Genomic DNA, 23,315 nt, shown 5'->3' with positions numbered 1-23,315 from the left:
CCGTCCGCATACCGATCATTTTACACAACTAGCGATCATGAGTAAGCATGTGGGTGCGTGGTCACCCAACAGCACTCGGGATCGCTTTCCTCTCCGCCCTGAAGACCGAAACTTCCAGCGATCGGAGCCTGGTGACGCGATGTGGTTCGCCACGCTCGGGAGGAGTCACCGTGCGGCCCCGAGCCCGCCCGCGTCCCACTCCCCGCCGAGTCCGGGCGCCAGCCCCGATACCGCGAGGGCGTGGAACTCGGCTCCCCGCAGTCGCCCGGCTCCCTCGGGCAGCGCCCCGAGCAGCGGAACGCCGGTCACGGCGGGAAGGTCGGCCGCGTTGCAGCGCGCCGCGAGATCGGGATCACTCGGTCGGCTTCCGATCACGAGCCCGGGGCAGTCCAACCCACGGTGGCGCAGTTCCCGGACGGTCAGCGCGCTCGCGTTCAACGCGCCCAGTCCCGCCGGGCACACCACCAGCACCGGCGCGGCCAGTGAGGCCGCCGCGTCGGCGAGCGTGCCGCCGTGGTCGTCGTAGGGCACCAGCAGCCCACCGGCCCCCTCCACCAGCACGAGATCGTGCGAGGCGGCCAACCGAGCGACCGCCGCGACGATCCGCTCCGGAGTGACCGGCGAGGTCCCCTCGCGTCGCGCCGCCACGGCGGGTGCCAACGGATCGCGGTGGCGCGCGAGTTCCAAAGTGGTGACACCGCCCGTCGTTCGCTCGACACCACCGGTCATTCGCCCGATCGCGGCGATATCCCCCTCGTCGTCGCCCACGATCCCGGTCTGCGCGGGTTTGAGCACCGCCACCGAGCCGGAGGCGGTGGCGGCCAACGCGGCGGTGACCACGGTCTTGCCGACCCCGGTGCCGGTACCGGTCACGAAAAGCGTCCTGCCCACCGCGCTCACCCCGCTGCCGCCGCCGCGCGAACGGCCTCGGTCACCGTGGCCAGGTCCTCGGGACCGATCACGTAGGGCGGCATGGTGTAGATCAGGTCGCGGAACGGACGCAGCCACACCCCGTGCTCGACCGCGGCACGACTCGCGGCGGTGGTGTCCACCTCGTGATCGAGCTGTACGACACCGATCGCTCCGAGCACTCGCACATCACGTACCCCGGGCAGCTCCCGCACCGGGGACAGCCCGTTCCGCAACCCGGACTCGATCGCACCGATCTCGGTGCGCCAGTCCTTTTCCAGCAGTGCCCGCAACGAGGCGCAGGCCACCGCGGCGGCGAGGGGATTGCCCATGAAGGTGGGTCCGTGCGCCAGCACGGGCACCGAGCCCCGCGCTATCCCCTCGGCGACGCGGGTGGTGCACAACGTCGCGGCCATGCTGAGGTAACCACCGGTGAGCGCCTTTCCCACGCACATCACGTCCGGCGCGACCCCGGAGTGGTCGGCGGCGAACAGCTCGCCCGTACGTCCGAAGCCGGTGGCGATCTCGTCGAAGACGAGCAGCACCTCGTAACGGTCGGCCAACTCGCGCAGCGCGCGCGGGTACTCGGGTGAGTGGAACCGCATGCCACCCGCGCCCTGCACGATCGGTTCGACCACGACGGCGGCCAGTTCCTCGTGGTGGCGCCGCAGCAGCTCCTCGAAGTGCTCGAGGTAGTCGCGCTCGACCTCGGCATCGAACCCGGCCGGCGGGGCCGCGGCGAAGAGCTGCTCGGGCAACGCACCGCGCCACAGGTGGTGCATCCCGCCTTCCGGGTCACACACCGACATCGGGTGCCAGGTGTCGCCGTGATAGCCGCCGCGCCAGGTGAGCAACCGTCGTTTCCCGGTACGTCCCCGACCTCGCCAGTACTGCAGGCACATCTTGACCGCCACCTCGATCGCCACCGAGCCGGAGTCGGCCGGGAAGACGTGCCGCAGCGGATCGGGGGTGATCTCGACGAGGCTCGCGGCGAGCCGCACGGCGGGTTCGTGGGTGAGGCCGCCGAACATCACGTGGCCCACGTGGTCGAGCTGCCGCCGAACCGCCTCGTCGAGGTCGGGGTGGCGGTAGCCGTGGATCGCCGCCCACCAGGAGGACATGCCGTCGATGAGTTCCCGCTGCCCGTACCGCTCGGAACGGGTGCGCAGCCTCACCCCCTGGGCGTCGGTCACGGTCAGCGGTTCCGCGGCGGCGGGCATCCCCGAATAGGGGTGCCAGAGGTGATTTTTGTCCAGTTGAGACAGTTCTTCCGGTGACAGCGGTGTGTCCGACAGGGCTCTGAGCACACCGGAATGCTGCCGCGCCACCGGACGGAACCCCATTCGTGGCGGGAACAAATCCCCGGCACCGCGGTTGTACGTCCTGGCCACTGGTCACCGGCTCGCCACTCCCCCAGGCTCTGACGACATGGCCCCTCGGACCACCACCCCCGACGAGCCGGATCCGGAAACGGTGTTCGACCGACTGGACCGGGAAGCCGAACGCCGTGACCGCGCGGGGCTGACCAGGAGACCACCGACGAGATCGGCGGTGGAGAGCACACTGGACCTCGCGGGCAACGACTACCTCGGGCTGGCGACCCACCGCGCGGTCACCGGAGCGGCCGCGGACGCCGCACGACTGTGGGGAGCGGGCTCGACCGGTTCCCGCCTGGTCACCGGAACAACGGAGTCGCACGCCACGCTGGAGACCGAACTCGCGGAGTTCTACGGGACGGAATCGGCGCTGGTGTTCTCCTCGGGATACACCGCCAACCTGGCGATGATCACAGCGCTGGCCGACGAGCGTTCGGTGCTCGTCTCCGACCGCCACAACCACGCCTCGCTGATCGACGGGTGCAGACTCTCCCGGGCCGGGTTGCGCATCGTGGACCACACCGATCCCGACGCGGCGGCGAACGAGCTCTCCCGGCATCCGGGGGCCGGGCTGCTGCTGACCGAGTCGGTGTTCTCCGTGGACGGTGACACCGCACCGCTGCGGGACGCGCTGCGGGTCTGTCGCGTGAACGGCGCGGCGCTGCTGGTCGACGACGCGCACGGCCTCGGAGTGCTCGGTGAGGGCGGGGCGGGCGCGCTGACCGAGTTCGGTATGCGCGCCGCACCGGACGTGGTGAGTACGGTGACCCTGTCCAAGTCGCTGGGAGCACAGGGCGGGGCGGTGCTGGGGCCGCACCGCGTGATCGAGCACCTCAGGCAGACGGCCCGCACGTTCGTTTTCGACACCGGCCTGGCCCCGCCGGCTGTGGCGGCGGCAGCGGCGGCGTTGGGGGTGCTGCGGGAGCAGCCGGGGCGTGGCGCACGGGTGCGCGAGGTGGCCGAAGGGCTGCACCGGGAACTGGTGCGACGTGGCGTGCCCGCCACACGGCCCGGGGCCGCGGTGCTGGGTATTCCCGTGGGCGGGGCGAACGCCGCGGTGGCGTGGGCCGCGGCATGCCTGCGCCGCGGCGTACGAGTGGGGTGCTTCCGGCCGCCCTCGGTCCCCGACGGTGACGCGCGGTTGCGGCTGACGGCGCGGGCCGATCTGGGCCCGGAACGGCTCACCGAGGTGGCAGCCGTGATCGCCGAAACCGCTCCGGAAGGCACCGGGTGAACCGGGCGTCGCCGGGTACGGCCACGAAGCCGTCGCCTGAACCGGCTCGAGCGGCCGGAATTCTTCCGGAACGGTTCGTCGCGGCGCTCGTCTCGGTGGGAGTGCCTCTCCGGCACGACAGCGCCGGAGGGGCACTCCAGAGGTCGTCACCGTCACCGGTTCCGCCACGGCGGAATTCCGCGGGAGGTTCCGCCGATCGGTCCGGAAAGGTGGGCGGGGCTTCGATCAGGGCTTGCGGCCCACGGCTCCGACGATGCAGTTCGACACTTCCGGTTCCTGCTTGTAGCGGGGGCCGTCCGGCCACCAGTCACAGCACCGCACCAGCCCCGGATCCACCAGTTCCAGTCCCGGGAACATGCTCCGGATCTGTTGTTCGGTGCGGAACTTCCCACTTCCCATCGGGCTGTGGGTGAATCGGTCGTCCATCCTGTTGGCCAACGCGGTGTAGTAGTCGTCGTCCCGCGGATCGTAGAAGTGACTCAGCACCACGAACGATCCCGAGGGCAACGCCTCGATGTACTCCCGCATGATGTCGCCGGGATCGCGTTCGCCGACGTAGTGGTGCAGCGTTCCGACCTGGAGCAGTGCCAGCGGCTGGGAGAAGTCGATGTGGGCGTTGACCACCGGATCTTCCAGAATGGTTCGCGGCTGGAAGATGTCGGCCGGGCTGAAGTGGGTCTTCTCGTTCTCCTCCAGCAACGCACGGCCGTGGGCGAGCACCACCGGATCGTTGTCCACGTAGACGACCCTGGCCTCGGGGTTGAGCCGCTGCGCCACTTGATGGGTGTTCTCGGCGGTCGGTAAGCCGGAGCCGCAGTCCAGGAACTGCGAGATGTCGGTCTGGCTGGCCAGGAAACGGATCGTCCGAATCAGGAACTCGCGGTTGTCCCAGGCCAGATCAGCCGCTTCCGGCGCTGCCTGCTTGACTCCCTCGAAGACTTGCCGATCGACTTCGTAGTTGTCCTTGCCACCGAGAAATGCGTCGTAGACCCTGGCGATACTCGCCTTGCTCGTATCGATGTGGACCGGAGTAGCGCTCTCCGGCGGGGATCCTGCTTCGGTCATCTCAACCTCGTGTCGGGGGTCGGGTTCAGGGTCGGACGGTGCACTCGGCGTAGGAGTGTCAGCGCATGCTGTAAATGCAAGCACAAGGAGGTAATCTCACGAAACCGTGCGGCAGAACTTCGATTGGCACGAATGCCGGATCGCCTTCCCCCCGAACGAGTTCACCGCCGACTACAGTGTGAAAGCGAGAATCCGGTGTGCACACCGACGAACAGGAGTGGGGATGACCACCGTCGATTCCGGCGAACCCGATGACGAACACGTCGAGGAACATCCGAAACCGACAGCCAGGCGAATCGTGTTGGGCGCACAGCTGCGCAGGCTGCGCGAGAGAGCCGACATCACGCGCGCCCAGGCAGCGGACGAGATTCGTGGGTCCGAATCCAAAATCAGCCGGATCGAGCTCGCCAAGGTCAGCCTGAAGGAACGCGATGTTCGCGACCTGCTCAAGTGCTACGGGGTCACCGACGACGAGCAACAACGGCCGTTCCTGGAAATGGTGCGCGAGTCCAAACAGCCCGGCTGGTGGAACCGCTACAGCGATCTGATGCCCGAGTGGTTCCAGGACTTCGTCGGGCTGGAGGAGTCCGCCTCGCGGATCCAGACCTACGAACTCCAGTTCGTGCCGGGACTGCTGCAGATAGAGCCCTACGCCAAAGCCATCGCCAGTCACGGCAGACCGGAGCTGGCCGATGAGAACGTCCGGCGCAGGGTGGCACTGCGCATGCAGCGGCAGAAACTGCTCAACGGGCCGCAAGCCCCTCGGGTGTGGGCGGTGATCGACGAGTCCGTGTTACACCGGCCGATCGGTGGACTCGACGTGATGCGGCAACAGTTGGACCACCTGCTGGAAATGACCAAACGTTCCACCATCACGCTGCAGGTGGTCCCGTACCGGCTCAGCGGTTACGCCGCGGAGGGCTCGTTCAGCATGTTGCGCTTCGCGGAGCCCGAGCTTCCGAATCTGGTCTACGTGGAACATCTCGCGGGCGCGCTGCACCTGGACAAACCGGAGGAGATCGAACAGTACAGCAGGGTGTTCGACCACCTGACCGTGGACGCCGAGACCCCGGAGGAGTCCAGGAAGCTGTTGCACAAGGTGCGGGCGGAACTCTGATTCCCGGATCGGCCGGGGTCTCGTAGGCCGGGTTCTCGTAGGCCGGGGTCTCGTAGGTGGTTACAGGGCGGAGCCTCCCGCTGATTCCCGCTTCGGGAGGTTTTCCCGGCGACTGGGTCCGCACTGGCGACTGGGTCCGCACTTCGGACCACCGATCACTCACCGCCACCTCGGTCGTCCATTCGGGTGAGTCGCGTCGTCGAACCAGAGCGACTCGACGGAAACGAACCGTGAAACGGAGTTCCCCGGGCATCGAATCGAGCAGCACGCGACACCAGCGGCTCGCGCCGCTCAACCGGCCGAACGCCGAAATTTCCGAACAGTATAGCCGGGCGACACCCTGCACAGGAACCTGAACAATCTCGCACGATCGTGTGTATTCGTGCAGCTGCACGTGCAGCTGCATTGCCTTTTCGGCGCCCCGTTGGCAAGATCTTGTGCACGTGCAGATGCACAACGCAGAAAAGGTGACCACATGAGCGAGATGACCCGCACCAGCACCTCGGCTGCCGAGCTGCCGAGCGTGCGGTGGCGCAAGAGCAGGCACAGCGGTGCGATCGGGAACTGTGTGGAGGTCGCCGCGCTCAACGGCGGCGAGGTCGCCATGCGCAATTCCCGTGACCCGGAAGGCACCGCTCTCATTTACACCCGTGCCGAGATCGCCGCGTTCGTGGCCGGCGCGAAGGACGGAGAGTTCGATGACTTCATCAGCTGACACGCAGCGCGATTCGGACGCGCGACTGCGCGAACTGATGGCCCGGGGTTTTCAGTTCATGCAGTCCACCGATTCCCGTGGCGAGCTGCGGGCGCTGGTCGGCGTGCGTGGGCACGACAACGTCATCGACGTGGTGCGCCTCGAATCGGAGGACCACGTGACGGCGACCAGGATGCCGAGTTACGAGGAGAACGTCTTCGAACCGAGCACCACCTGGTGGCATTCCAGTGGCCAGGTATGTGACGTGATCGACCGGCTGCTCGAACTCCCCGACGACCACACTCCCGGATCCCTGCTGGTCGCCGCCGGACTCTAGTCGGACTTCGTCGACCGGTTCCGCCGAAGTGATCGCGTGGCGAAACCTCTGTCCGACTCCGCCCCACGGCAGAACCGACATCGTACGGGCACCTGTCCGGTTTGGGGCCGTCCGCACGAGAATCGCACGAACCCCTGCGGGTGATCCGGCAGCGTGAGCGGTCGTTCGGCGTTCGCGCGTCGAAAAGCACCGCCCCTGTCGGCGACGCGCCCTGGGAAACAGCGGTCGGGAACCATTCCCGGCGAGACAACCGACCGATCCGACTCGGAACCACTACCTCCTGATGTGACGGAGAACCCCTTCCGAAACCGCGCGGCCGTAATCGGCCCGGAAGTTCCGTCGCACCTGACCGGGATCACTGCCCGCCTCGTGCCACGGCCTATCGTGTACGGGGCGGGCAAATCTCGTCGGAGGAGGAGTTGGCTCGAATGGACGATTCATCGCGGGATGTCGAGAACAGCGACTCGGAATCCGAGCCGCTCGAAGTGGCCGACGAGGAAGAGCTGCGGGAACTGCTGGGCACTCCGTTGCGGCGGACCCTGGACAAGGAACGCACCGAACTGCACGAGCTGGACAAGCGGTGGCTGGCCCACTCCCCGTTCTGCCTGGTGGCAACTTCCGACGAACTGGGCGACTGCGACGTCTCACCCAAGGGAGACCCGCCCGGGTTCACACTGGTGCTGGACAACTCCACGATCGCGCTACCGGAACGCCCCGGTAACCGCCGCGCGGACGGTTTCCGCAACATACTGCGCAATCCGCACGTCGGGCTGCTCTACATGCTGCCCGGCAGGGGCGACACACTGCGGATCAACGGACGCGCGCGGATCGTGCGGCGTGCCCCGTTCTTCGAACGCATGGAGGTGAAGGGACACCGCCCGGTGCTGGCGCTGGTGGTCGAGATCGAGCAGGTCTTCCACCACTGCGCCAAGGCGTTCATGCGTTCCGGGCTCTGGAACCCGGAGAGCTGGAATCCGGAAGCGATGGAATCACGTCCGGCCATCGCCAAGAAGCTGGAGACTCCGGAGAAGAGCCTGGCCGAGTTGGAGCACTACTACGGCGCGGAGTACGCGAAGAAGCTGTACGGCTGACGTGTCCGCCACCTTCGCTCCCCTGCCGCCGCCCACCCCGGCACCGCATCACCGCTCCGACAGTCGGGATCACCGCACCGAGCCGGTTCGGCTCGGACCGTCGTGATCGGACACACCACTGTCGAAGTTGACCATCGCTACCGAGCAATGATGCCCTGGCGGGGGGAACATGTATCGGAGTCGCTCATGGAACGAGACAACAAGGTATTTCAGCCGCTTTCCAAGCGGGAGTACTTCTGGCGGGGCGTGGGTTTCATGGCGGCTCCGACCGCCCCTCTCGTCGTGAACATGCTGGAAATGCCCCTCTGGGCGGGTTTGCCGCTAGTCGCGGCCGCGGGCGGTGCCGGATTCCTCGTACTGCGGCACTTCACGACCATGGAACCGAATCCCACGGGGCCGATGAAACCGGCGAAGTGGCGGTTCGGGTTCCCCGACCGCTCGACGTTGCGCCCGAACAGGTACCGCTCCGAGGGGACCGACTGACCGTCCCCACCGGGGGATTGCGAGGCGCTCACGTGCCGGAACCGAAACGCACCGGAGTCCAGCTCACGCTGTACACGCTGTCGGTACTGCTGCTGCCGGTGTTCCTGTACGTCACCTGGCGGGTGGAGTCGCCCTGGCCACGGTTCGGCTGCATGTTACTCGCGTTCGGCTGCCAGCTGTCGGCGAAACTGCTGCGCCACCGCCAGCTCAACCGGTTCGAACGCGAGTCGGCAGCCGAGAGTTCCGTTCCACAGCACCAGATCCGGGTTTCCGCCGATTGATCACTGGTTGCCGAGTCCCTCGATCCGTGTTCGCCGTTCTCCTGGCCCACTCGTCGATCGACTGAGCACGGATCGGTTGGAGAATCCCCGAGAACATCAAGTGCTTCCCCGCCTGCGGCGCGCGATGCCTTACTCCTGCCAGCGCGCACGGAGGTAGAGGAACGTGTTCAACACTGCCAACGGGCCGAACAGTAGGACACCGATCAGGTTGCTGACCGGGATCCAGTAGTTGACGTCCGGCACCTCCCGCAGAAACACAAGCAGCACCGTGAAATTGAGCAGCGCCGAAAAAGCACACGACACGAGTGCGATCAACGCGGTCCCACGGGCAACGCGAGGTGAGTTCCACTTCACTACCGCACCCCCACAGCAATCCTGTCCGTACCGCCGGAGACCGGCGTCTCACGAACGCTCGACGTGATCGTCAAGAACTCACACTACAGAGCGACACCCCAACGGGCACTTGCCACCGGCAATCGAAACGAGAGTGACCAATTCCACACTCCCGAGTGAAACTGTGCCGACATCACGGGAGTTGACGCAGGGTGGAAGCACAACGGCACCCCTGCGGTCGGTTCGAACGCGGGAACCGCCGATAATCGCTGCTGCCCCCGACCCGCTGGAAAGCGAGCACTCCGTTGGCGCGTGAACCGAGCAGAGCAGAACGCAACCCGACGTTCATCGGCAGTATCGATCCCTTCTGCTGGATAGCGGTCGTCCCGCTGCTGATGGCGGCATTGTTCGTGGGCCTGGCGATCATGCCCACGCTGGGTCTGATCATGGCCGTGCTGGGCGTCCTCGTCCTGGTGCTGGACGGTTGGATCAACTGGCGCTGGCACAACACCTGGGGCAACCGCCAGGACGCGGGGCGCGGCTCGACCCGCTCCGGCGGTTCGAGGCCGAGCAACGGTTCGAGATCGGGCAGCGGTTCGAACTCGGGGCGCGGAGCCACCTCGGGCGGCAGGCCCACCTCCGCCGGAAGGCGGCCCACCGCGGGCCGCAGGTGACGCCCAGGGTTCGCTTCGGTTTTCCAGCCGATCGGGCAGGCCCCGGCACCGGCCCCGTACGAGACCGATGCCGAGCACCGCGCGGGAATCAGCGCAGGAACTTGTCGGGAGTCAGCGGTAGGTCCCGAACCCGCACGCCCGTGGCGTGGTGCGCGGCATTGCCGATGGCCGCCGCCGTACCGACGATCCCGACCTCGCCGATCCCCTTGGCACCAACCGAGTTGACGTGCGGATCGTGCTCGTCGACCCAGCTCACCTCGATCGAACCCACATCCGCGTTGCCCGCGATGTGATACCCGGCGAGATCGTGGTTGACGACGTGACCGAACCGTCCGTCGACGACGCTGTGCTCGTGCAGCGCCATCGAGATCCCCATCGTCATCCCACCGAGGAACTGCGAGTGCGCGGTGCGCGGATTGACGATCCGGCCCGCCGCGAACACTCCCAGCATCCGGGGAACCCGCACCTCACCGGTGTCGGCGTGCACCCGCACCTCGGCGAACTGCGCACCGTAGGCGTTCATCGCGTACTTGCCCAGGTCCGGATTGTCGGCCGCACCCGCCGTGGTTTCGGCTCCCGCAGCGGGATCGCTGCCGTGCTCGGCGCGGAACGCACGCACCGCGTCCACGACTGTCGAGCCCCACGAGGCGGTACCGGCGGATCCGCCCGCCAGGCCGGCATTCGGCTGTTCGGTGCTGCCCAGTCGAAGCTCCACGTCGTCGACCGGCACCTCCAGGGTCTCGGCCGCGAGCTGGGTCAGCGCCGTACGGGCTCCCGTACCGATGTCGGCCGCACCGATCTCCACCCGGTACTTCCCGTCGGACTCGTGCCGGATCGTGGCCAGCGAGCCGGGGAACAGCAGGCTCGGGAAGCTGGCGGCGGCCACCCCGGTGCCCACGAGCCAGTCGCCTTCCCGCCGCGTACCGGGCCGAGGGTCGCGATCCTGCCACCCGAACCGCTCGGCACCCTGCCGCAGGCAGGCGACCAGGTTGCGGCTGGAGAACGGCAGCCCGGAGACCGGAGCGACTTCCGGTTCGTTGCGCACCCGGAGTTCGATCGGGTCGATCCCGGCACGAACCGCCAGTTCGTCGACAGCGCTTTCCAGCGCGTACATCCCGCTCGCCTCACCGGGCGCCCGCATCCAGGTGGGGGCGGGCACGTCCAGCGCGGCGAGCCGGTTGGTGACGCGGCGATTGGGTGACGCGTACATCTCCCGCGAGGCGCTTGCGCTCTGCTCGGCGTACTGCTTGAACCGGGAGGTCTGCTCCAGCGAATCGTGCTCGGTGGCGGTGAGCCGCCCCTCGGGGTCGGCCCCGAGCCGCACCCGCTGCCGGGTGGGTGGGCGGTAGCCCACCAGCTCGAACATCTGGGTGCGCGAGAGCGCGCACTTGACCGGCCTGCCTTCCGTCCGGCGCGCGGCCAGCACCGTCAGTGCCAGGTGGCCGTGCGGCATCCCCTTGGAGCCGAAGGCGCCCCCGACGTGCGGCGCTATCACGTTGATCCGCTCCTTGTCGAGGCCGACCAGCGGGGCGAGCAGGTCCCGGACCAGGTGCGAGCCCTGGTTCGAGTCGTGGAGGGTGAGTCCGTCGTCGTCCCACGTCGCGATGACGGCGTGCGGTTCGATCGGATTGTGGTGCTCGGGCGGCGTGGTGTAGGTGACGTCCACCGTGTAAGTGGCCTCCGCCAGCGCGGCGTCCACGTCGCCCCGCTCCAGGTCCGGCGCCAGCATGGGGCTGGCATCGGCGTCCGGGGTGTAGACGATGTTCGCGTCGTCCCGGAACTCGCTGTCGTGCGGCAGCCGCTCGTAGCGAATGTCGACGAGCCCGGCCGCGTGCGCCGCGATCTCCGGCGTCTCGGCGACCACCGCGCCGACGAGCTGGCCGCGGAAGTCGATCCCGTCGGACTGCAGCACGGCCAGTTCGGGGTCACCGATGGGGTTCAGGGCGTCCGCGTTGTGGTGGGTCAGCACGGTGTGCACCCCGTCGACCCGCTCGGCTGCCGCGGTGTCGATACTCGCGATGCGGCCCCGTGCGATGCCCGACCGCAGCGGATGTAGGTAGAGCGGGTCCGTCACCGGGTACTCGAAGGCGTAGGGCGCGGTGCCGGTCACCTTGGCGCGGCCCTCGATCCGCTCCAGGCCTCGCGCGGTGGTCCGCGTCGCTCCGGTCATGATCCCTCCTGCTGGGTGAGCTCGCGCAGCACCGATGCCAGGGTGTTGCGAGTCATGGGAACCTTGAACTCGTTGTCGCGCAGCGTTTCCGCCTCGGCGAGTTCGGCGTCGGCCGCCGCGCGGAACGCTTCCTCGGTTGCCGGGGCGCCGTGCAGCGCCCGTTCCGCCGCCGTGGCCCGCCAGGGCTTGTGCGCGAGCCCGCCGAAGGCGATCCGGGCGTCGGTGATGTCGCCGTCGGTGACCTCGACCGCCGCCGCGACCGAGACGAGCGCGAAGGCGTAGGAGGCCCTGTCCCGCACCTTGCGGTAGCGCGAACGAACGGCGAAGGGCAGCGAGGGGAGCTCGACGGCGGTGACGAGTTCGCCGTGCCGCAGCACGGTGTCCTGTTCCGGCTCGTCACCCGGCAGCCGGTGCAGCTCGGTCACCGGCACGGTGCGCTGCCCGTCCGGCCCCGCCACCAGCACGTCGGCGTCGAGCGCGGCCAGCGCGACCGCCATGTCCGAGGGATGGGTCGCCACGCACCGCTCGGAGGCACCGAGCACGGCGTGGTGCCGGTTCCAGCCCTCCAGCGCCGAGCACCCCGAGCCGGGTTCGCGCTTGTTGCACGGGGTGGTGACGTCCTGGAAGTAGGAGCAGCGGGTGCGCTGCAGCAGGTTGCCGCCCGTGGTCGCCAGGTTGCGCAGCTGCCCGGAGGCCCCGGACAGCAGTGCCTGCGCGAGCACGGGGTAGCGCTGCCGGATCACCGGTTCCGCCGCCAGGTCGCTGTTGCGCACCGTGGCGCCGATGCGGACCCGGCCGTCGGGCAGCGACTCGACCGAGTCGTAGGGCAGCCGGGTGATGTCGACCAGTTTCCCCGGTTCGGTGATCCCCAGCTTCATGTGGTCGACGAGGTTGGTTCCGCCACCGATGTAGCGCGCTTCGGGATCGCGGCTGACGGTCGCTATCGCGCTGTCGGCGTCGGTGGCGCGCTGGTAGTCGAAGGGTTTCACTCGGCGGCCTCTCGGATGGCTGTGACGATGTTGGCGTAGGCACCGCAGCGGCAGAGGTTGCCGCTCATGCGTTCACGGATCTCGTCCTCGTCGAGTTCGATCGACTCCTCGAGATCCTCGGTCACGTAGCTGGGCCAGCCCGACTTGACCTCGTCCAACATGCCCACCGCGGAGCAGACCTGACCCGGGGTGCAGTAGCCGCACTGGAAACCGTCGTTGTCCAGCAGCGCCCGCTGCACCGGGTGCGGTTCGTCCTCCTCGGCCAGTCCTTCCGCGGTGACGACCTCACTGTCGTCGTTCGCGACGGCGAAGGTCAGACAGCTGGTGGCACGCCTGCCGTCCAGCAGCACGGTGCAGGCACCGCACTGCCCGTGGTCACATCCCTTCTTCGGAGAGGTCACCCCCAATCGTTCGCGTAGTGCGTCCAGCAGAGTCGTCCGGGTGTCGACGGACAGCGTTTCCCGCCGCCCGTCCACCCGCAGGGTTATCTCCGAGTCCATTCCGAAAATCGCCTCTTGATCGTGTAGGGCGGTGATCTCGAACGACACCCGTGTCAGAGCGGGGTTCAGTGATCATCGTACGCGCGCAGTCTGCCCGCGATCCGTTCTCGCGTCGAACCCTCCTCGCCGCGGAGCGGGATTCACCGTCCCCACCGGGTTCCGACCACTCCGGCGTACCCGGAACCCGATGGGGCCGTGCCTCGCGGCACGGCCCCGTGCGAAGCGACGAACTCGGCTCAGCCGGTGTGTTCCACGGGCAGCCACAGTTCGTAGTTCATCCGGGTGCCGTCGCCGGTCGGCTGGGCACTCAGGATCTCCGGGCCGGGCACGCTGCGGTAAGCGTTGGAGGGGAACCACTGGCCGAACACGTCCCGCCAGATGTACTGCGCGGCTTCCGGCGGTTCGCCCTCCGAGCGGAACACCGCCCACGTCCCGGCGGGCACGACGCGCTCCGCGACTCCGTCGGGAGCGGTGGCCGAGGACACCACCCCCTGCAGGAACTCGGCCAGGCTGCCTTCGGAACGCTGCGAGCCGTCGAGCGGCTCCACCGCGGAAACGATGCCCTCCGGTTCCTGGTCCGAGAGCGGCTTCAACCGCGCCAACCGCTCGGTCCCGATGCTCGCGGTGAACTCGGCGATGGCCTCGTTGTGCCCCTCGTGCACGATCGGCACCTCGGTGCGGTAGCCGAGCAGCCGGAACTCCGCCTTGTCGACGATCCGGAACTCCATGGGTGTGCTCCCTTCGACGGTGAGGTGAAACGTCATCCGTGGTTGGGAGGTCAGCGCCACTCCGGAACGTCTCGCCTCGGCCGGACCGACACCGTGCACGGCACGGAACGCCCGCGCGAAGGTCTCGCCGGAGCCGTATCCGTAGGTCACGGCGACGTCGAGCAACGAGCGCCGCTCGGCCAGCACCTCCCCCGCTGCCAGCGTCAGCCTGCGCCTGCGCACGTACTCCGACAGCGGGATTCCCGCGAGCGTGGCGAACATCCTCCGGAAGTGGTACGGCGAGGTGTGGGCGATCCGCGCGAGCACCTCGATGTCGATGTCGGCGGCGATGTGCCGCTCGATGTGATCCATGGCCTCGTTGAGACGGTCGAGCACGGCGACCTCCTTCCCGGATTCGAAACTAGGGCCTCGGCCGTCACGTCGACCCGACCTTTCGTGCCCGATGCGGTCGGCTCGTGCCCGATGCGGTCGGACGGTAGATCGACCACCGACGAGCGGCACCCGCGCACGAACCGACCGGTTCCGCGTCGACAAGTGGAAGCAAACAGTATTCACTTCCGGGCGGTGTCGAGTCGGGTCGAGGCGTAAGCTGTGTTCGTCGCGAACCTCCGGTGTGGGAGAGCTTATGACCGGCCTCGACGAATCACCCGACCACGGTTACAGGTTCCCCGGCGACACCGACGTCGGTCTTCCCAATCCCGCGCGGGTCTACGACTACTGGCTCGGCGGGTCGGCGAACTTCGCCGTGGACCGCGAGCTCGGTGATCACATCGCCGAGAGCGAGCCCCGGATCGCGAGCATGGCGCGCGAGAACAGGTCACTGCTACGCCGCATGGTGACCCACTGCTGTCGGCAGGGGGTCAATCAGTTCCTCGACCTGGGCTCCGGGGTGCCCACGATCGGCAACGTGCACGAGATCGCGCACCGGCACGATCCGGATTCCCGGGTGGTCTACGTGGACAACGAGCCCGTGGCGGTCTCGCACAGCGAGTTACTGCTCGAAGGGACGGACAAGGCCACGATCCTGCGCGGCGACCTCACCGACCCGGCGGAGGTGCTGAACTCACCGGTCACGCGCGGCATGCTGGATCTGAACCGGCCGGTGGCGGTGTTGCTGCTCTGCGTGCTGCAGTACTTCCCCGACACCGATCGGCTGCGCGAGACGGTGGCGAGTTACCGGACGGGGCTGGCGCCCGGCAGCTACATCGCGATCTCGCACCTGACCACCGACGACGGTGACGTGAACACGAGCGGAGTGGCCGAGCGCATCCAGCACAGCCGCGCCAGCCACCAGGCATACCCGCGGGGCTACGAGGAGGTACTCAGCCTGTTCGAGGGCACCCGGCTCGTCGAACCGGGAGTCCGCTACGCCCAGGACTGGCACCACGGCGAGATCGCGGGCCCCACCGAACCCAGCGGCATCTACGCCGGGCTGGCGCGGGTGCCGGAGTGACGGCCTCCGGGTACTCGCGGATCTCGCGCGAAATTCACGCGTGACCGGCACACGCGGTGTCAACGAGGACGTACCCCGCGAAAGCGGGAACGTGCACCGCATCCACCGCTCTCGTCACCGGGACGACCGGAACGAACCACCGTTCGGCCGAAACATAGGATGGAGCGGCTCTGGAACCGCGCCCCCTCGGGAGACATCCGATTGAACGCTGAATACGACATGATGGAATACCAGGCCAGACAGAAGTCGCTGGTGGTCAGCTACGTGCTGTGGATCTTCCTCGGCCTGTTCGGTGCCCACCGGTTCTACGCGGGCAACCGCGTCGGTACCGCCGTGGCGCAGCTGGTGTGCACGGTGCTCGTCATCACCAGCCCCATCAGTGCCGTGTGGGCACTCGTGGACGCCTTCCTCATTCCCGGCTGGATCAAGCAGCACAACCTGGAGCTGGCCGGCGAACTGCGGCAGCGCGACACGAGCAGGGCGTGACGACGCGGTCGTCGCCCGTGCGGTCGTGAGACCGCGACGTTCGAGGGAAGCACCGTCCCGGTGTGTCCCGGTCCCGGTCGCACTCATCCGGTCGCGAGGTCCGCGCCGCCGATCCCACCAGTGGGTCCGGCGCGGACCACACCACCCACGCCGACCGCGACCGGTACGTGGGATTCGTTCCCGCGAAATCGCCACTTCCGGGGAATCCGGACATCGACCCAGCGTGAGTTTCGCGCGAAATCACCGCGCCACGTCGACGGACCGAGGCGACAGGGTCTCACTGGGACGTTCCGAGGTGGTCACGCGCCGCTTCTGGGTGCGCGAGCCGCATCAGCGCCTCGGCGTAGCGGTCGCCGTGGGGCAGCGAGACCTCGACCCCCGCGGTGGAGCTCTACTTCCCCGCCGACGGATTCCCCCAGACCGGAACGACGGCGTCCCGGACCTCGGCGAGCAGCTCGCGCATGGCGTCCTCGGCCTCCTCCGATCTCGCGTTGGCCACGGCGTGTGCCGCACGCTCGTGCAGGTCCAGCGCGCGGGGAACCGGCTGGTGCGGCATCAGTCCCAGCTGAGTTCGCCCCCGCAGCACCACCGCGACCACATCGGCCAACGCCTCGAACATCTCGTTGCCGCTGGTCCGCAACAACGCGGTGTGGAACTCGATGTCCAGTTCCAGGAAGTCGTCGAGCTCACCCGCTTCGCCCTTGGCGCGCATCATCGAGGACAGCTCCACCACACGTGATCTCACCTCTCCCGAAGCGTTGCGCGCGGCGTCGGCGGTGGCCAGCGGTTCGACCGCGATACGAAGCTCGGTCAGCGAACGCAACTGGGCCTCCCGCCCCTCGCCCGCGAGTCGCCACCAGATCACACGTGGGTCGAACACGTTCCAGGAACGCCTCGGCTGAACCGTGATGCCGACCCGGCGCCGGGACGTGACCAGCCCCATCGACTGCAGAATCCGCACGCTCTCCCGCACCACGGTGCGCGACACCCCGAACCGTTCCTCGAGCGTGTCGAGTGTCAGCACGTGTCCGGTGGGCAATCGACCGTCGGTGATCTCCTTGCCGAGCGTGTCCAGTACACCGCTGTGCAGCACTTCGACATTCGACTCCCCGGCACCGCTTTTCACCGCACCGGTCGGTGAAGCACGCACGGTCGCGGTGTCGTTCGCGGAACTCGCCCGCTGCTCACTCCCCTCGTGTCCGTGTCCGGACCTCGTCACGTTGTTCTCCTGCTCCACGGTTGCCGGGTTTACCCGTACAGATTACCGAGTTCCGAATGTCTTCCCAGTCACATCATTTGGTGATAACTTTCGCCGCCAAAGGTAATACTTTTTAGCCGCGTGGACACGACACGGAAACGGACGCAGCTCGACGAGGGAGTCGTATGACAGCCACATGCCTGGTGGTGATGGGCGTTTCGGGGGCGGGCAAGAGCACCGTCGCGCAGCTGCTCGCCCAACAGCTCGATCGGCCCTCGGCCGAGGCCGACGAGTTCCACCCCGAAGCCAACATCGCCAAGATGACGGCCGGTGTCCCGCTCACCGACGAGGACCGGCTGCCCTGGCTGTGGCGGATCCGCGACTGGATCACCCGACACGCCACGAGCGGGACGAACACGATCGTGACCTGCTCCTCGCTGAAGCGGACGTACCGGGACGTCCTGCGGCAGGCCGGGGCGAACGTGCGGTTCCTGCACCTGTCCGGCTCGGCCGAAACGATCGAGGGCAGGCTCACGAGCCGTTCCGGGCACTTCATGCCCAGCTCACTGCTGCGGTCGCAGTTCGACGACCTCGAACCGCTACACCCCGACGAGGCCGGCCTGACCGTCGACATCGTCGATACCCCGCAAGACATCGTGCGGCAGACCCTCGCGGCTCTCGATCCCGGCGCCTGCCACGCCGCGCGATGACCATCGAAACCGGCACAAAGCAACGGAGCTTTTGAATGAACATCGATGGCTGGACACAGACAATGGGTTCGGGCCCATTACTCGGCATAGCGGCGGCCGCGATCGCCGTACTGCTGTTCCTGATCATCAAGCTGCGCGTGCACGCCTTCCTCGCGCTGGTGCTGGTCAGCCTCGCCACCGCGTTCGCGTCGGGCATCCCGGCGAACAGCATCATCGAGACGCTCACCAGCGGATTCGGCTCCACGCTGGCGAGCGTGGCGCTGCTGGTCGGGCTCGGCGCGATGCTCGGCAGACTCCTCGAGGTCAGCGGAGGCGCCCAATCGCTGACCGACGCGCTGCTGAACAGGTTCGGCGAACGACGCGCACCGATGGCGCTGGGCATCGCCTCGCTGATCTTCGGCTTTCCCATCTTCTTCGACGCCGGACTCGTCGTGATGCTGCCGATCGTGTTCGCGGTGGCACGCAGGCTCGGCGGTGGTGTGCTGCGCTACGGCCTGCCCACGGCGGGCGCGTTCTCGGTGATGCACATCTTCGTTCCACCGCACCCGGGCCCCGTGGCGGCCAGCGGGCTACTGGGCGCCGACGTCGGGCTGGTTCTCGCGCTCGCTCTGGTCGTCGCGATTCCGACGTGGTACCTGACCAGCTACCTCTACGGCCTCTGGGCGGGCAAGCGCATCGTGCTGCCGGTACCGGAACTGCTCAACGGCGGCGCCCCCGTGGAGCAGGACGAGAACCCGCCCCGCGCACGCACCGTCATCTCGCTGCTGCTGCTTCCACTGTTGCTGATCTTCGCCAACACCGGGTTGAACACCGCCGGCGCGGCGGGGTGGGCGAACCCCGACGCGGGCTGGTTCCAGGTCGCGCGCACCCTCGGTGCCACGCCGGTCGCACTGCTGATCACCGTGTTCGTGGCCACCTACGTCCTGGGGACCCGCCGGGGACGTGGCCAGGACGTCATCGAGAAACTGCTCGACTCCGCGCTCGGCCCGGTGTGCGCGATCATCCTGATCACCGGCGCGGGCGGGATGTTCGGCGGCGTGCTGCAGGCCAGCGGCATCGGCGACGCGCTCTCGGACGTGATGTCCGACATCGGAATGCCGGTGATCGTCGCCGCCTACGTGATCGCCGCGGTGATCCGCATCGCGCAGGGCTCGGCCACCGTCGCGCTGACGACCGCGGCCGGACTGGTCCAGCCGGTGGTGCTCGGACAGGACTTCAACTCGGTGCAGCTGGCCGCGCTGGTGCTGGCGCTGGCGGCGGGCTCGGTCACCGCGGGCCACGTCAACGACTCCGGATTCTGGCTGGTGGGCCGGTTCTTCGGGATGGACGTGAAGACGACGCTGAAGACCTGGACGGTCATGCAGACCACCATCGGGCTGATGGGCTTCGGCATCGCCTCCCTGCTGTTCGTCGTCGCCTGAGTGGAGGACTCCTTGGTATCCGAACTGTTCGACCTGACCGGCAGGGTCGCGCTGGTCACCGGCAGCAGTCGCGGCATCGGCAACGCCGTCGCGAAGGGGCTGGCCGAGGCCGGGGCCACGGTGGTGCTCAACGGCCGCGACCGACAGCGGGCCGCCGAAGCACGTGACGCGCTGCGCGCGGCGGTTCCCGGAGCCGAGTGCGACGTGGTGTGCTTCGACGTCACCGACGAGGCCGAGGTCGTCGAAGGCGTCGCCGAGATCTCCCACCGGCACGGCGGAATCGACGTCCTGGTCAACAACGCGGGCTTCCAGCACCGCGAGCCGATGTTCGACCTCTCGGTCGAGCGCTGGGAGGAGGTGCTGCGCACCGACCTGACCAGCGCCTTCCTCGTGGGACGCACGGTGGCGCGCGACATGGTGCGGCGCGGGAGCGGCAGGATCATCAACATCTGCTCGGTGCAGACCGAGCTCGCCCGACCGTCGATCGCGCCGTACACGGCGGCCAAGGGCGGGCTGCGGAACCTGACCCGGGCCATGACCGCCGAATGGGCGGGCAGCGGTCTGCAGATCAACGGCATCGCACCCGGCTACATCGCGACCGAGCTGACCTCGGCCCTGGTCGCCGACCCCGAGTTCAGTGGCTGGGTGACCGGGCGCACTCCCGCCGGTCGATGGGGCAGTACCGACGATCTGCTCGGCCCGGCGGTGTTCCTGGCCTCGGACGCCGCGTCGTTCGTCAACGGGCAGTTACTGTTCGTCGACGGCGGCATGACGGCAGTGGTCTGACCGGCGGTTCTCCGGCGATTCCGGGTGGGGCGGTCCATCGTGGACCGCCCTTTTCCGTCCGCGACCGATGCCGTGTTCGGCGTCCCGTGACAGTCGCGGCCACTCGCACGGCAGGAGCGGAGTCGCTCGCGTGGACTCGGTGGGTCACCCGCGCAGGAACTCCAGCAGATCCGCGTTGATCGTGTCCGCCTGCGTGGTGGGCATGCCGTGCGGGAAGTTCTCGTAGGTGTGCAACGTGGCGTCGCGCAGCAGCTTCGCCGACAGCGGCCCGGAGGCGACGTAGGGCACGACCTGGTCGTCCTGGCTGTGCATCACCAGCACCGGCACGGTGATCCGCTTCAGGTCCTCGGTGAAGTCGGTCTGCGAGAAGGCGACGACACCGTCGTAGTGCGCCTTCGCGCCGCCCATCATGCCCTGGCGCCACCAGTTCTGGATCACGGCTTCCGAGGGCTCCGCACCCGGGCGGTTGAAACCGTAGAACGGGCCCGCGGCTATGTCGCGGTAGAACCGGGAACGGTTCGCGGCCAGCTGCCGCTGGAAGTCGTCGAAGACGTCCTTGGGCAGGCCGTCCGGGTTGCTCTCGGTTCGCACCATCAGCGGTGGCACCGCGCAGAGCAACGCCGCCTTGGCGACTCGACTCTCGCCGTGCCGGGCCAGGTAGCGGACGACCTCGCCGCCGCCGGTGGAGTGGCCCACGTGGATCGCGTTCGAGAGATCGAGGTGCGCCGTCAGCGCGGCGAGGTCGTCGGCGTAGTGGTCCATGTCGTGGCCCTCGCCGGTCTGCTCGGAACGCCCGTGGCCGCGCCGGTCGTGCGCGATGACCCGGTAGCCGTGGTGCAGGAAGAACAGCAGCTGGGCGTCCCAGTCGTCGGCCGAGAGCGGCCAGCCGTGGCTGAACACGATCGGTTGCCCCGCGCCCCAGTCCTTGTAGTAGATCTCCGCGCCGTCGTTGGTGGTGATGGTGCCCATGCGATGTCCCCCAAGATCATCATGGAATGACGCGGCGGGGTGCCGCCGCGTGCCCGTACGGTCGCACCACTTCACGCTCCACGCAGGCCGGGAGGGGTGCCCCAGGGCATTCCGTCACCGGTTACGCGCTCGGGTGGGCGGGGCTCGCCGCTCCGCTCCCCCACGCGACGTTCGCACGTTCGGCTCACGAACGGCGGGTGCGCAGCAGGAAGAACAACGCCGCTACGGCGCAGGCGGCGGTGAGCGGCAGGAGCGTGTACAAGGTCGGGGCGATGTACCCCGGCACCATGTCCACTGTGGTCCCGTTGTCCCAGACGCAGTTGGCCTCCGGCGGAAAGGTCTTCGGGTCGTAACGCAGCAGTCGGTCCCCCTCACCCATCCAGTTGGGTTTGTCCTCGACACATCTAGTAGTGCCCTGCACGATGGGCGTGTGGGCCAGTCCCCGGAGGAACACCAGGTACGCGGTACCGCCGATGAGCACGGCCGCGTACGAACACAGCCTTGCGGGTCGCCGCAGCAGTTTCCGGTACGAGTACACCGCGTGCACGAGCACCAGCGGCAGCACCACCACCGGGGAGACCAGCAGCAGGAAAAACAACATACGGGCCGAGCTTAACGGTCACTTCCGCTGCCGTGTTGGCTTCGCGGGATTCCACAACAGGATGAACTCGGCATGACCCCACAGCCGGATCACGGGGATTCCGTGCGTTCCAGTTCGGCACGGATGGTCTCCGGATCGCGCCTTCCGGAGCGGTGGGGACAGCCCTGGCAGGCGGGTTCCGGTTCGGGAGCCCGTTCCAGCAACTCCTGCCAGCAGCGCCAACAGGTGGGACACTGGATCCAGTCCATCTCACTGGGGCGCGCCATCGGCAGCGCCGAGCCGCACAGGCTCTCGGCCGCCGGAGATCCGTCCCACTGCCTGCCCCGGAAGGCGTGCCGCTTCGACTCGGGGGCCGGGATCGGCATCCAGAAGTGCTCACGCTCACTCATCATCACTACTCCTCAAAGTGCTCAATCTGCTAAATCCGCTGACGCATCGAAACTAACAGAACGGCTAAATCTGCTAAAGCGACAAGCGGTCAACCGATCGAGCGAACTATCTTCGAGGCATGTCCGATCGACTGCTGACGAGCGGGGAGCTGGCGCGAGCTCTCGGGATCTCGCATCAGTCGATCACCAACTACGCGCGGACGGGCCAGCTGGAACCCACCCTGACCACCCCGGGTGGTCACTACCGCTGGGAGCTCGACGACGTAAAGCGCCAGCTCCGCGAACTCAACGAGCGGCGCCGCAAGGGCTGATCCCCACGAGATCGACCGTAGCCGCGTCTCGGCCCGGCGAGGTCGGAAGAGTACGGCAGGCTAATTCGCGGGTTCGGTCGCGGGGCTTGCGGATTCTCCGGACACACGCCAGAATCCGAACTCGCGTCGCGTGCCGGTGGCGGACAGCGTCAGGCATGGAGGCGTCCAAGTTCACGGGAGCACCCGTTGACCGTTCTGTTCAACCACACGATCATCGCCGCGCACGACAAGCACGATTCGGCGGCGTTTTTCACCCGCATCTTCGACCTGCCTCCGGCCGAGCCGGGTGGCCATTTCCTCGTAGTACGACTGGACGGCGGCACGATGCTGCAGTTCGCCGAACCCGGCATCGAATTCCCGCCGCAGCACTACGCCTTTCTGATCACCGAGGCGGATTTCGACGGGTTGTACGGCCGACTGCGGCACGAGGGAGTGCCGCACTGGGCGGATCCACGGCGAAAGCTGCCCGAGCAGCACAACAACAACCACGGCGGGCGGGGTGTGTACTTCACCGATCCGGCCGGGCACTTCCTTGAGGCCATAACTCAGCCGTACACCTCCTGAAGAACCCGCACCGTACCGCGTGATCCGATTCTCCGGTTCGTGCGGCGCGGGGATCAGGTAGTCGGTGAGGGGTGGACGTGGTCGCTCCCGAAACAGCGACCACGTTCCCACGAGCACTGGCGATGAGCACACCGGAAGACGGCTCGGCCGGCACACAGGACAGTGCGGTTCTTCACTCAAAACAGTTCCCGATGTTCACGGGGCACGATTCCTGTCTCCCCAGTAATGATTCACCCCAAAGATAGGGATATACTACCAGAACGCGCCTCTTCGGCAGACACTGTCATCTTTCCACGATGCGAAACCTCAATCTGATAAATATCGTGCCCACCCGGAACCCCCGGGACCACTATACCGAATGTACATGAATCAGAGGAAAAAGAGTACTTGGATTTATTTAGTTCACCTACAGCCAATACCTCCCCAGTTGAGGACAACACTCGAAC

27 protein-coding genes are annotated in these 23,315 nt (G+C 67.6%); 15 read left to right on the top strand and 12 right to left on the bottom strand.

Annotated features, from left to right (window positions below; all coding sequences use genetic code 11):
- Positions 1 to 165: 165 nt before the first annotated feature.
- Entirely contained in the window at positions 166 to 891 is a 726-nt protein-coding gene (bioD, locus tag BM394_RS17640; RefSeq protein WP_092979871.1) for a dethiobiotin synthase, read from the bottom strand.
- A 5-nt stretch (positions 892 to 896) separates the two neighbouring features.
- Positions 897 to 2,252: an adenosylmethionine--8-amino-7-oxononanoate transaminase gene (locus BM394_RS17635; RefSeq protein ID WP_092979799.1), complete on the bottom strand. Its 1,356-nt coding sequence runs from the start codon at positions 2,250 to 2,252 to the stop codon at positions 897 to 899.
- A gap of 85 nt (positions 2,253 to 2,337) precedes the next feature.
- On the opposite strand from BM394_RS17635, the gene BM394_RS17630 reads away from it, so the two are divergent.
- Complete coding sequence (locus BM394_RS17630) at positions 2,338 to 3,519, top strand: 8-amino-7-oxononanoate synthase (protein ID WP_092979797.1); 1,182 nt, start codon at positions 2,338 to 2,340, stop codon at positions 3,517 to 3,519.
- Positions 3,520 to 3,744: 225 nt separating this feature from the next.
- Here the strand turns inward: BM394_RS17630 and BM394_RS17625 are convergent, their stop codons facing one another.
- Positions 3,745 to 4,584 carry an SAM-dependent methyltransferase gene (locus BM394_RS17625; RefSeq protein WP_092979795.1) on the bottom strand — a complete coding sequence of 280 codons (840 nt, stop codon included), beginning with the start codon at positions 4,582 to 4,584 and terminating at the stop codon, positions 3,745 to 3,747.
- Positions 4,585 to 4,807: 223 nt separating this feature from the next.
- Between BM394_RS17625 and BM394_RS17620 the strand changes: the two genes are divergently transcribed.
- The 6 genes from BM394_RS17620 (at position 4,808) to BM394_RS17595 (ending at position 8,587) form a co-directional block, all read left to right on the top strand.
- Positions 4,808 to 5,701: a helix-turn-helix domain-containing protein gene (locus BM394_RS17620; protein WP_092979867.1), complete on the top strand. Its 894-nt coding sequence runs from the start codon at positions 4,808 to 4,810 to the stop codon at positions 5,699 to 5,701.
- A 475-nt stretch (positions 5,702 to 6,176) separates the two neighbouring features.
- Positions 6,177 to 6,416: a DUF397 domain-containing protein gene (locus tag BM394_RS17615; protein ID WP_092979792.1), complete on the top strand. Its 240-nt coding sequence runs from the start codon at positions 6,177 to 6,179 to the stop codon at positions 6,414 to 6,416.
- Entirely contained in the window at positions 6,400 to 6,732 is a 333-nt protein-coding gene (locus tag BM394_RS17610; protein WP_092979790.1) for a hypothetical protein, read from the top strand. The genes BM394_RS17615 and BM394_RS17610 overlap by 17 nt, the downstream gene beginning before the upstream one ends.
- Positions 6,733 to 7,160: 428 nt before the next feature.
- On the top strand, positions 7,161 to 7,823 hold the full coding sequence (locus BM394_RS17605) for a pyridoxamine 5'-phosphate oxidase family protein (protein ID WP_092979787.1): 663 nt from the start codon (positions 7,161 to 7,163) through the stop codon (positions 7,821 to 7,823).
- A 186-nt stretch (positions 7,824 to 8,009) separates the two neighbouring features.
- Positions 8,010 to 8,306 carry a hypothetical protein gene (locus BM394_RS17600; RefSeq protein ID WP_092979784.1) on the top strand — a complete coding sequence of 99 codons (297 nt, stop codon included), beginning with the start codon at positions 8,010 to 8,012 and terminating at the stop codon, positions 8,304 to 8,306.
- A gap of 32 nt (positions 8,307 to 8,338) precedes the next feature.
- Positions 8,339 to 8,587, top strand: coding sequence for a hypothetical protein (locus BM394_RS17595; protein WP_092979783.1), 249 nt, complete (start codon positions 8,339 to 8,341; stop codon positions 8,585 to 8,587).
- Positions 8,588 to 8,716: 129 nt separating this feature from the next.
- Here BM394_RS17595 and BM394_RS22890 read toward each other — a convergent pair whose 3' ends face one another.
- Positions 8,717 to 8,854, bottom strand: a complete 138-nt coding sequence (locus BM394_RS22890; RefSeq protein WP_175530154.1) for a hypothetical protein — start codon at positions 8,852 to 8,854, stop codon at positions 8,717 to 8,719.
- A 371-nt stretch (positions 8,855 to 9,225) separates the two neighbouring features.
- Here BM394_RS22890 and BM394_RS22885 point away from each other — a divergent pair, with 371 nt between their 5' ends.
- Positions 9,226 to 9,594 (top strand): hypothetical protein, encoded by a 369-nt coding sequence (locus tag BM394_RS22885; RefSeq protein ID WP_175530153.1) that lies wholly within the window; start codon positions 9,226 to 9,228, stop codon positions 9,592 to 9,594.
- 88 nt (positions 9,595 to 9,682) lie between these two features.
- Here the strand turns inward: BM394_RS22885 and BM394_RS17580 are convergent, their stop codons facing one another.
- From BM394_RS17580 to BM394_RS17565, 4 genes are all read right to left on the bottom strand, one after another.
- Complete coding sequence (locus BM394_RS17580) at positions 9,683 to 11,764, bottom strand: xanthine dehydrogenase family protein molybdopterin-binding subunit (RefSeq protein ID WP_092979779.1); 2,082 nt, start codon at positions 11,762 to 11,764, stop codon at positions 9,683 to 9,685.
- Entirely contained in the window at positions 11,761 to 12,753 is a 993-nt protein-coding gene (locus tag BM394_RS17575; RefSeq protein ID WP_092922270.1) for an FAD binding domain-containing protein, read from the bottom strand. The genes BM394_RS17580 and BM394_RS17575 overlap by 4 nt, the downstream gene beginning before the upstream one ends.
- Entirely contained in the window at positions 12,750 to 13,253 is a 504-nt protein-coding gene (locus BM394_RS17570; protein WP_092979863.1) for a 2Fe-2S iron-sulfur cluster-binding protein, read from the bottom strand. The genes BM394_RS17575 and BM394_RS17570 overlap by 4 nt, the downstream gene beginning before the upstream one ends.
- Positions 13,254 to 13,489: 236 nt before the next feature.
- Positions 13,490 to 14,356, bottom strand: coding sequence for an AraC family transcriptional regulator (locus tag BM394_RS17565; RefSeq protein WP_092979778.1), 867 nt, complete (start codon positions 14,354 to 14,356; stop codon positions 13,490 to 13,492).
- Between the two features lie 250 nt (positions 14,357 to 14,606).
- Here BM394_RS17565 and BM394_RS17560 point away from each other — a divergent pair, with 250 nt between their 5' ends.
- Complete coding sequence (locus BM394_RS17560) at positions 14,607 to 15,434, top strand: SAM-dependent methyltransferase (protein WP_175530152.1); 828 nt, start codon at positions 14,607 to 14,609, stop codon at positions 15,432 to 15,434.
- Positions 15,435 to 15,635: 201 nt separating this feature from the next.
- Positions 15,636 to 15,920: a TM2 domain-containing protein gene (locus tag BM394_RS17555; RefSeq protein ID WP_092979861.1), complete on the top strand. Its 285-nt coding sequence runs from the start codon at positions 15,636 to 15,638 to the stop codon at positions 15,918 to 15,920.
- Between the two features lie 391 nt (positions 15,921 to 16,311).
- On the opposite strand, the gene BM394_RS17550 is transcribed toward BM394_RS17555, so the two are convergent.
- Entirely contained in the window at positions 16,312 to 17,046 is a 735-nt protein-coding gene (locus BM394_RS17550; protein WP_092979859.1) for an FCD domain-containing protein, read from the bottom strand.
- A gap of 257 nt (positions 17,047 to 17,303) precedes the next feature.
- Between BM394_RS17550 and BM394_RS17545 the strand changes: the two genes are divergently transcribed.
- The 3 genes from BM394_RS17545 to BM394_RS17535 are packed head-to-tail and all read left to right on the top strand — an operon-like array spanning position 17,304 to position 20,035.
- Positions 17,304 to 17,828, top strand: coding sequence for a gluconokinase (locus BM394_RS17545; RefSeq protein ID WP_092979775.1), 525 nt, complete (start codon positions 17,304 to 17,306; stop codon positions 17,826 to 17,828).
- A 35-nt stretch (positions 17,829 to 17,863) separates the two neighbouring features.
- A complete protein-coding gene (locus BM394_RS17540) occupies positions 17,864 to 19,249 on the top strand; it encodes a GntP family permease (protein WP_092979772.1) in 1,386 nt (461 codons plus the stop codon).
- 12 nt (positions 19,250 to 19,261) lie between these two features.
- Positions 19,262 to 20,035, top strand: coding sequence for an SDR family oxidoreductase (locus tag BM394_RS17535; protein ID WP_092979770.1), 774 nt, complete (start codon positions 19,262 to 19,264; stop codon positions 20,033 to 20,035).
- A 144-nt stretch (positions 20,036 to 20,179) separates the two neighbouring features.
- Here the strand turns inward: BM394_RS17535 and BM394_RS17530 are convergent, their stop codons facing one another.
- From BM394_RS17530 to BM394_RS17520, 3 genes are all read right to left on the bottom strand, one after another.
- Positions 20,180 to 21,004 carry an alpha/beta fold hydrolase gene (locus tag BM394_RS17530; protein WP_092979768.1) on the bottom strand — a complete coding sequence of 275 codons (825 nt, stop codon included), beginning with the start codon at positions 21,002 to 21,004 and terminating at the stop codon, positions 20,180 to 20,182.
- A 184-nt stretch (positions 21,005 to 21,188) separates the two neighbouring features.
- Positions 21,189 to 21,605 (bottom strand): hypothetical protein, encoded by a 417-nt coding sequence (locus BM394_RS17525; RefSeq protein WP_092979766.1) that lies wholly within the window; start codon positions 21,603 to 21,605, stop codon positions 21,189 to 21,191.
- 89 nt (positions 21,606 to 21,694) lie between these two features.
- Positions 21,695 to 21,994, bottom strand: a complete 300-nt coding sequence (locus BM394_RS17520) for a hypothetical protein (protein WP_175530151.1) — start codon at positions 21,992 to 21,994, stop codon at positions 21,695 to 21,697.
- 119 nt (positions 21,995 to 22,113) lie between these two features.
- On the opposite strand from BM394_RS17520, the gene BM394_RS17515 reads away from it, so the two are divergent.
- Both BM394_RS17515 and BM394_RS17510 read left to right on the top strand, forming a co-directional pair.
- On the top strand, positions 22,114 to 22,305 hold the full coding sequence (locus BM394_RS17515) for a helix-turn-helix domain-containing protein (RefSeq protein ID WP_092922320.1): 192 nt from the start codon (positions 22,114 to 22,116) through the stop codon (positions 22,303 to 22,305).
- 186 nt (positions 22,306 to 22,491) lie between these two features.
- Positions 22,492 to 22,869 (top strand): VOC family protein, encoded by a 378-nt coding sequence (locus BM394_RS17510; protein WP_092979759.1) that lies wholly within the window; start codon positions 22,492 to 22,494, stop codon positions 22,867 to 22,869.
- Positions 22,870 to 23,315 lie beyond the last annotated feature (446 nt).

The sequence above is a fragment of the Actinopolyspora lacussalsi subsp. righensis genome (assembly GCF_900116555.1).
Lineage (GTDB): Bacteria > Actinomycetota > Actinomycetes > Mycobacteriales > Pseudonocardiaceae > Actinopolyspora > Actinopolyspora lacussalsi.
The sequence above is the reverse complement of the archived record's forward strand: the minus strand, read 5'-3'. Positions and strand labels throughout refer to the sequence as shown.

Excerpts from the sequence above, each read along its gene's own strand:
- BM394_RS17635 (WP_092979799.1), bottom strand. The coding sequence starts at position 2,252 with ATGGGGTTCCGTCCGGTGGCGCGGCAGCATTCCGGTGTGCTCAGAGCC.
- BM394_RS17630 (WP_092979797.1), top strand. The coding sequence starts at position 2,338 with ATGGCCCCTCGGACCACCACCCCCGACGAGCCGGATCCGGAAACGGTG.
- BM394_RS17625 (WP_092979795.1), bottom strand. The coding sequence starts at position 4,584 with ATGACCGAAGCAGGATCCCCGCCGGAGAGCGCTACTCCGGTCCACATC.
- BM394_RS17620 (WP_092979867.1), top strand. The coding sequence starts at position 4,808 with ATGACCACCGTCGATTCCGGCGAACCCGATGACGAACACGTCGAGGAA.
- BM394_RS17615 (WP_092979792.1), top strand. The coding sequence starts at position 6,177 with ATGAGCGAGATGACCCGCACCAGCACCTCGGCTGCCGAGCTGCCGAGC.
- BM394_RS17610 (WP_092979790.1), top strand. The coding sequence starts at position 6,400 with ATGACTTCATCAGCTGACACGCAGCGCGATTCGGACGCGCGACTGCGC.
- BM394_RS17605 (WP_092979787.1), top strand. The coding sequence starts at position 7,161 with ATGGACGATTCATCGCGGGATGTCGAGAACAGCGACTCGGAATCCGAG.
- BM394_RS17600 (WP_092979784.1), top strand. The coding sequence starts at position 8,010 with ATGGAACGAGACAACAAGGTATTTCAGCCGCTTTCCAAGCGGGAGTAC.
- BM394_RS17580 (WP_092979779.1), bottom strand. The coding sequence starts at position 11,764 with ATGACCGGAGCGACGCGGACCACCGCGCGAGGCCTGGAGCGGATCGAG.
- BM394_RS17570 (WP_092979863.1), bottom strand. The coding sequence starts at position 13,253 with ATGGACTCGGAGATAACCCTGCGGGTGGACGGGCGGCGGGAAACGCTG.
- BM394_RS17560 (WP_175530152.1), top strand. The coding sequence starts at position 14,607 with ATGACCGGCCTCGACGAATCACCCGACCACGGTTACAGGTTCCCCGGC.
- BM394_RS17545 (WP_092979775.1), top strand. The coding sequence starts at position 17,304 with ATGACAGCCACATGCCTGGTGGTGATGGGCGTTTCGGGGGCGGGCAAG.
- BM394_RS17540 (WP_092979772.1), top strand. The coding sequence starts at position 17,864 with ATGAACATCGATGGCTGGACACAGACAATGGGTTCGGGCCCATTACTC.
- BM394_RS17530 (WP_092979768.1), bottom strand. The coding sequence starts at position 21,004 with ATGGGCACCATCACCACCAACGACGGCGCGGAGATCTACTACAAGGAC.
- BM394_RS17525 (WP_092979766.1), bottom strand. The coding sequence starts at position 21,605 with ATGTTGTTTTTCCTGCTGCTGGTCTCCCCGGTGGTGGTGCTGCCGCTG.
- BM394_RS17520 (WP_175530151.1), bottom strand. The coding sequence starts at position 21,994 with ATGAGTGAGCGTGAGCACTTCTGGATGCCGATCCCGGCCCCCGAGTCG.
- BM394_RS17515 (WP_092922320.1), top strand. The coding sequence starts at position 22,114 with ATGTCCGATCGACTGCTGACGAGCGGGGAGCTGGCGCGAGCTCTCGGG.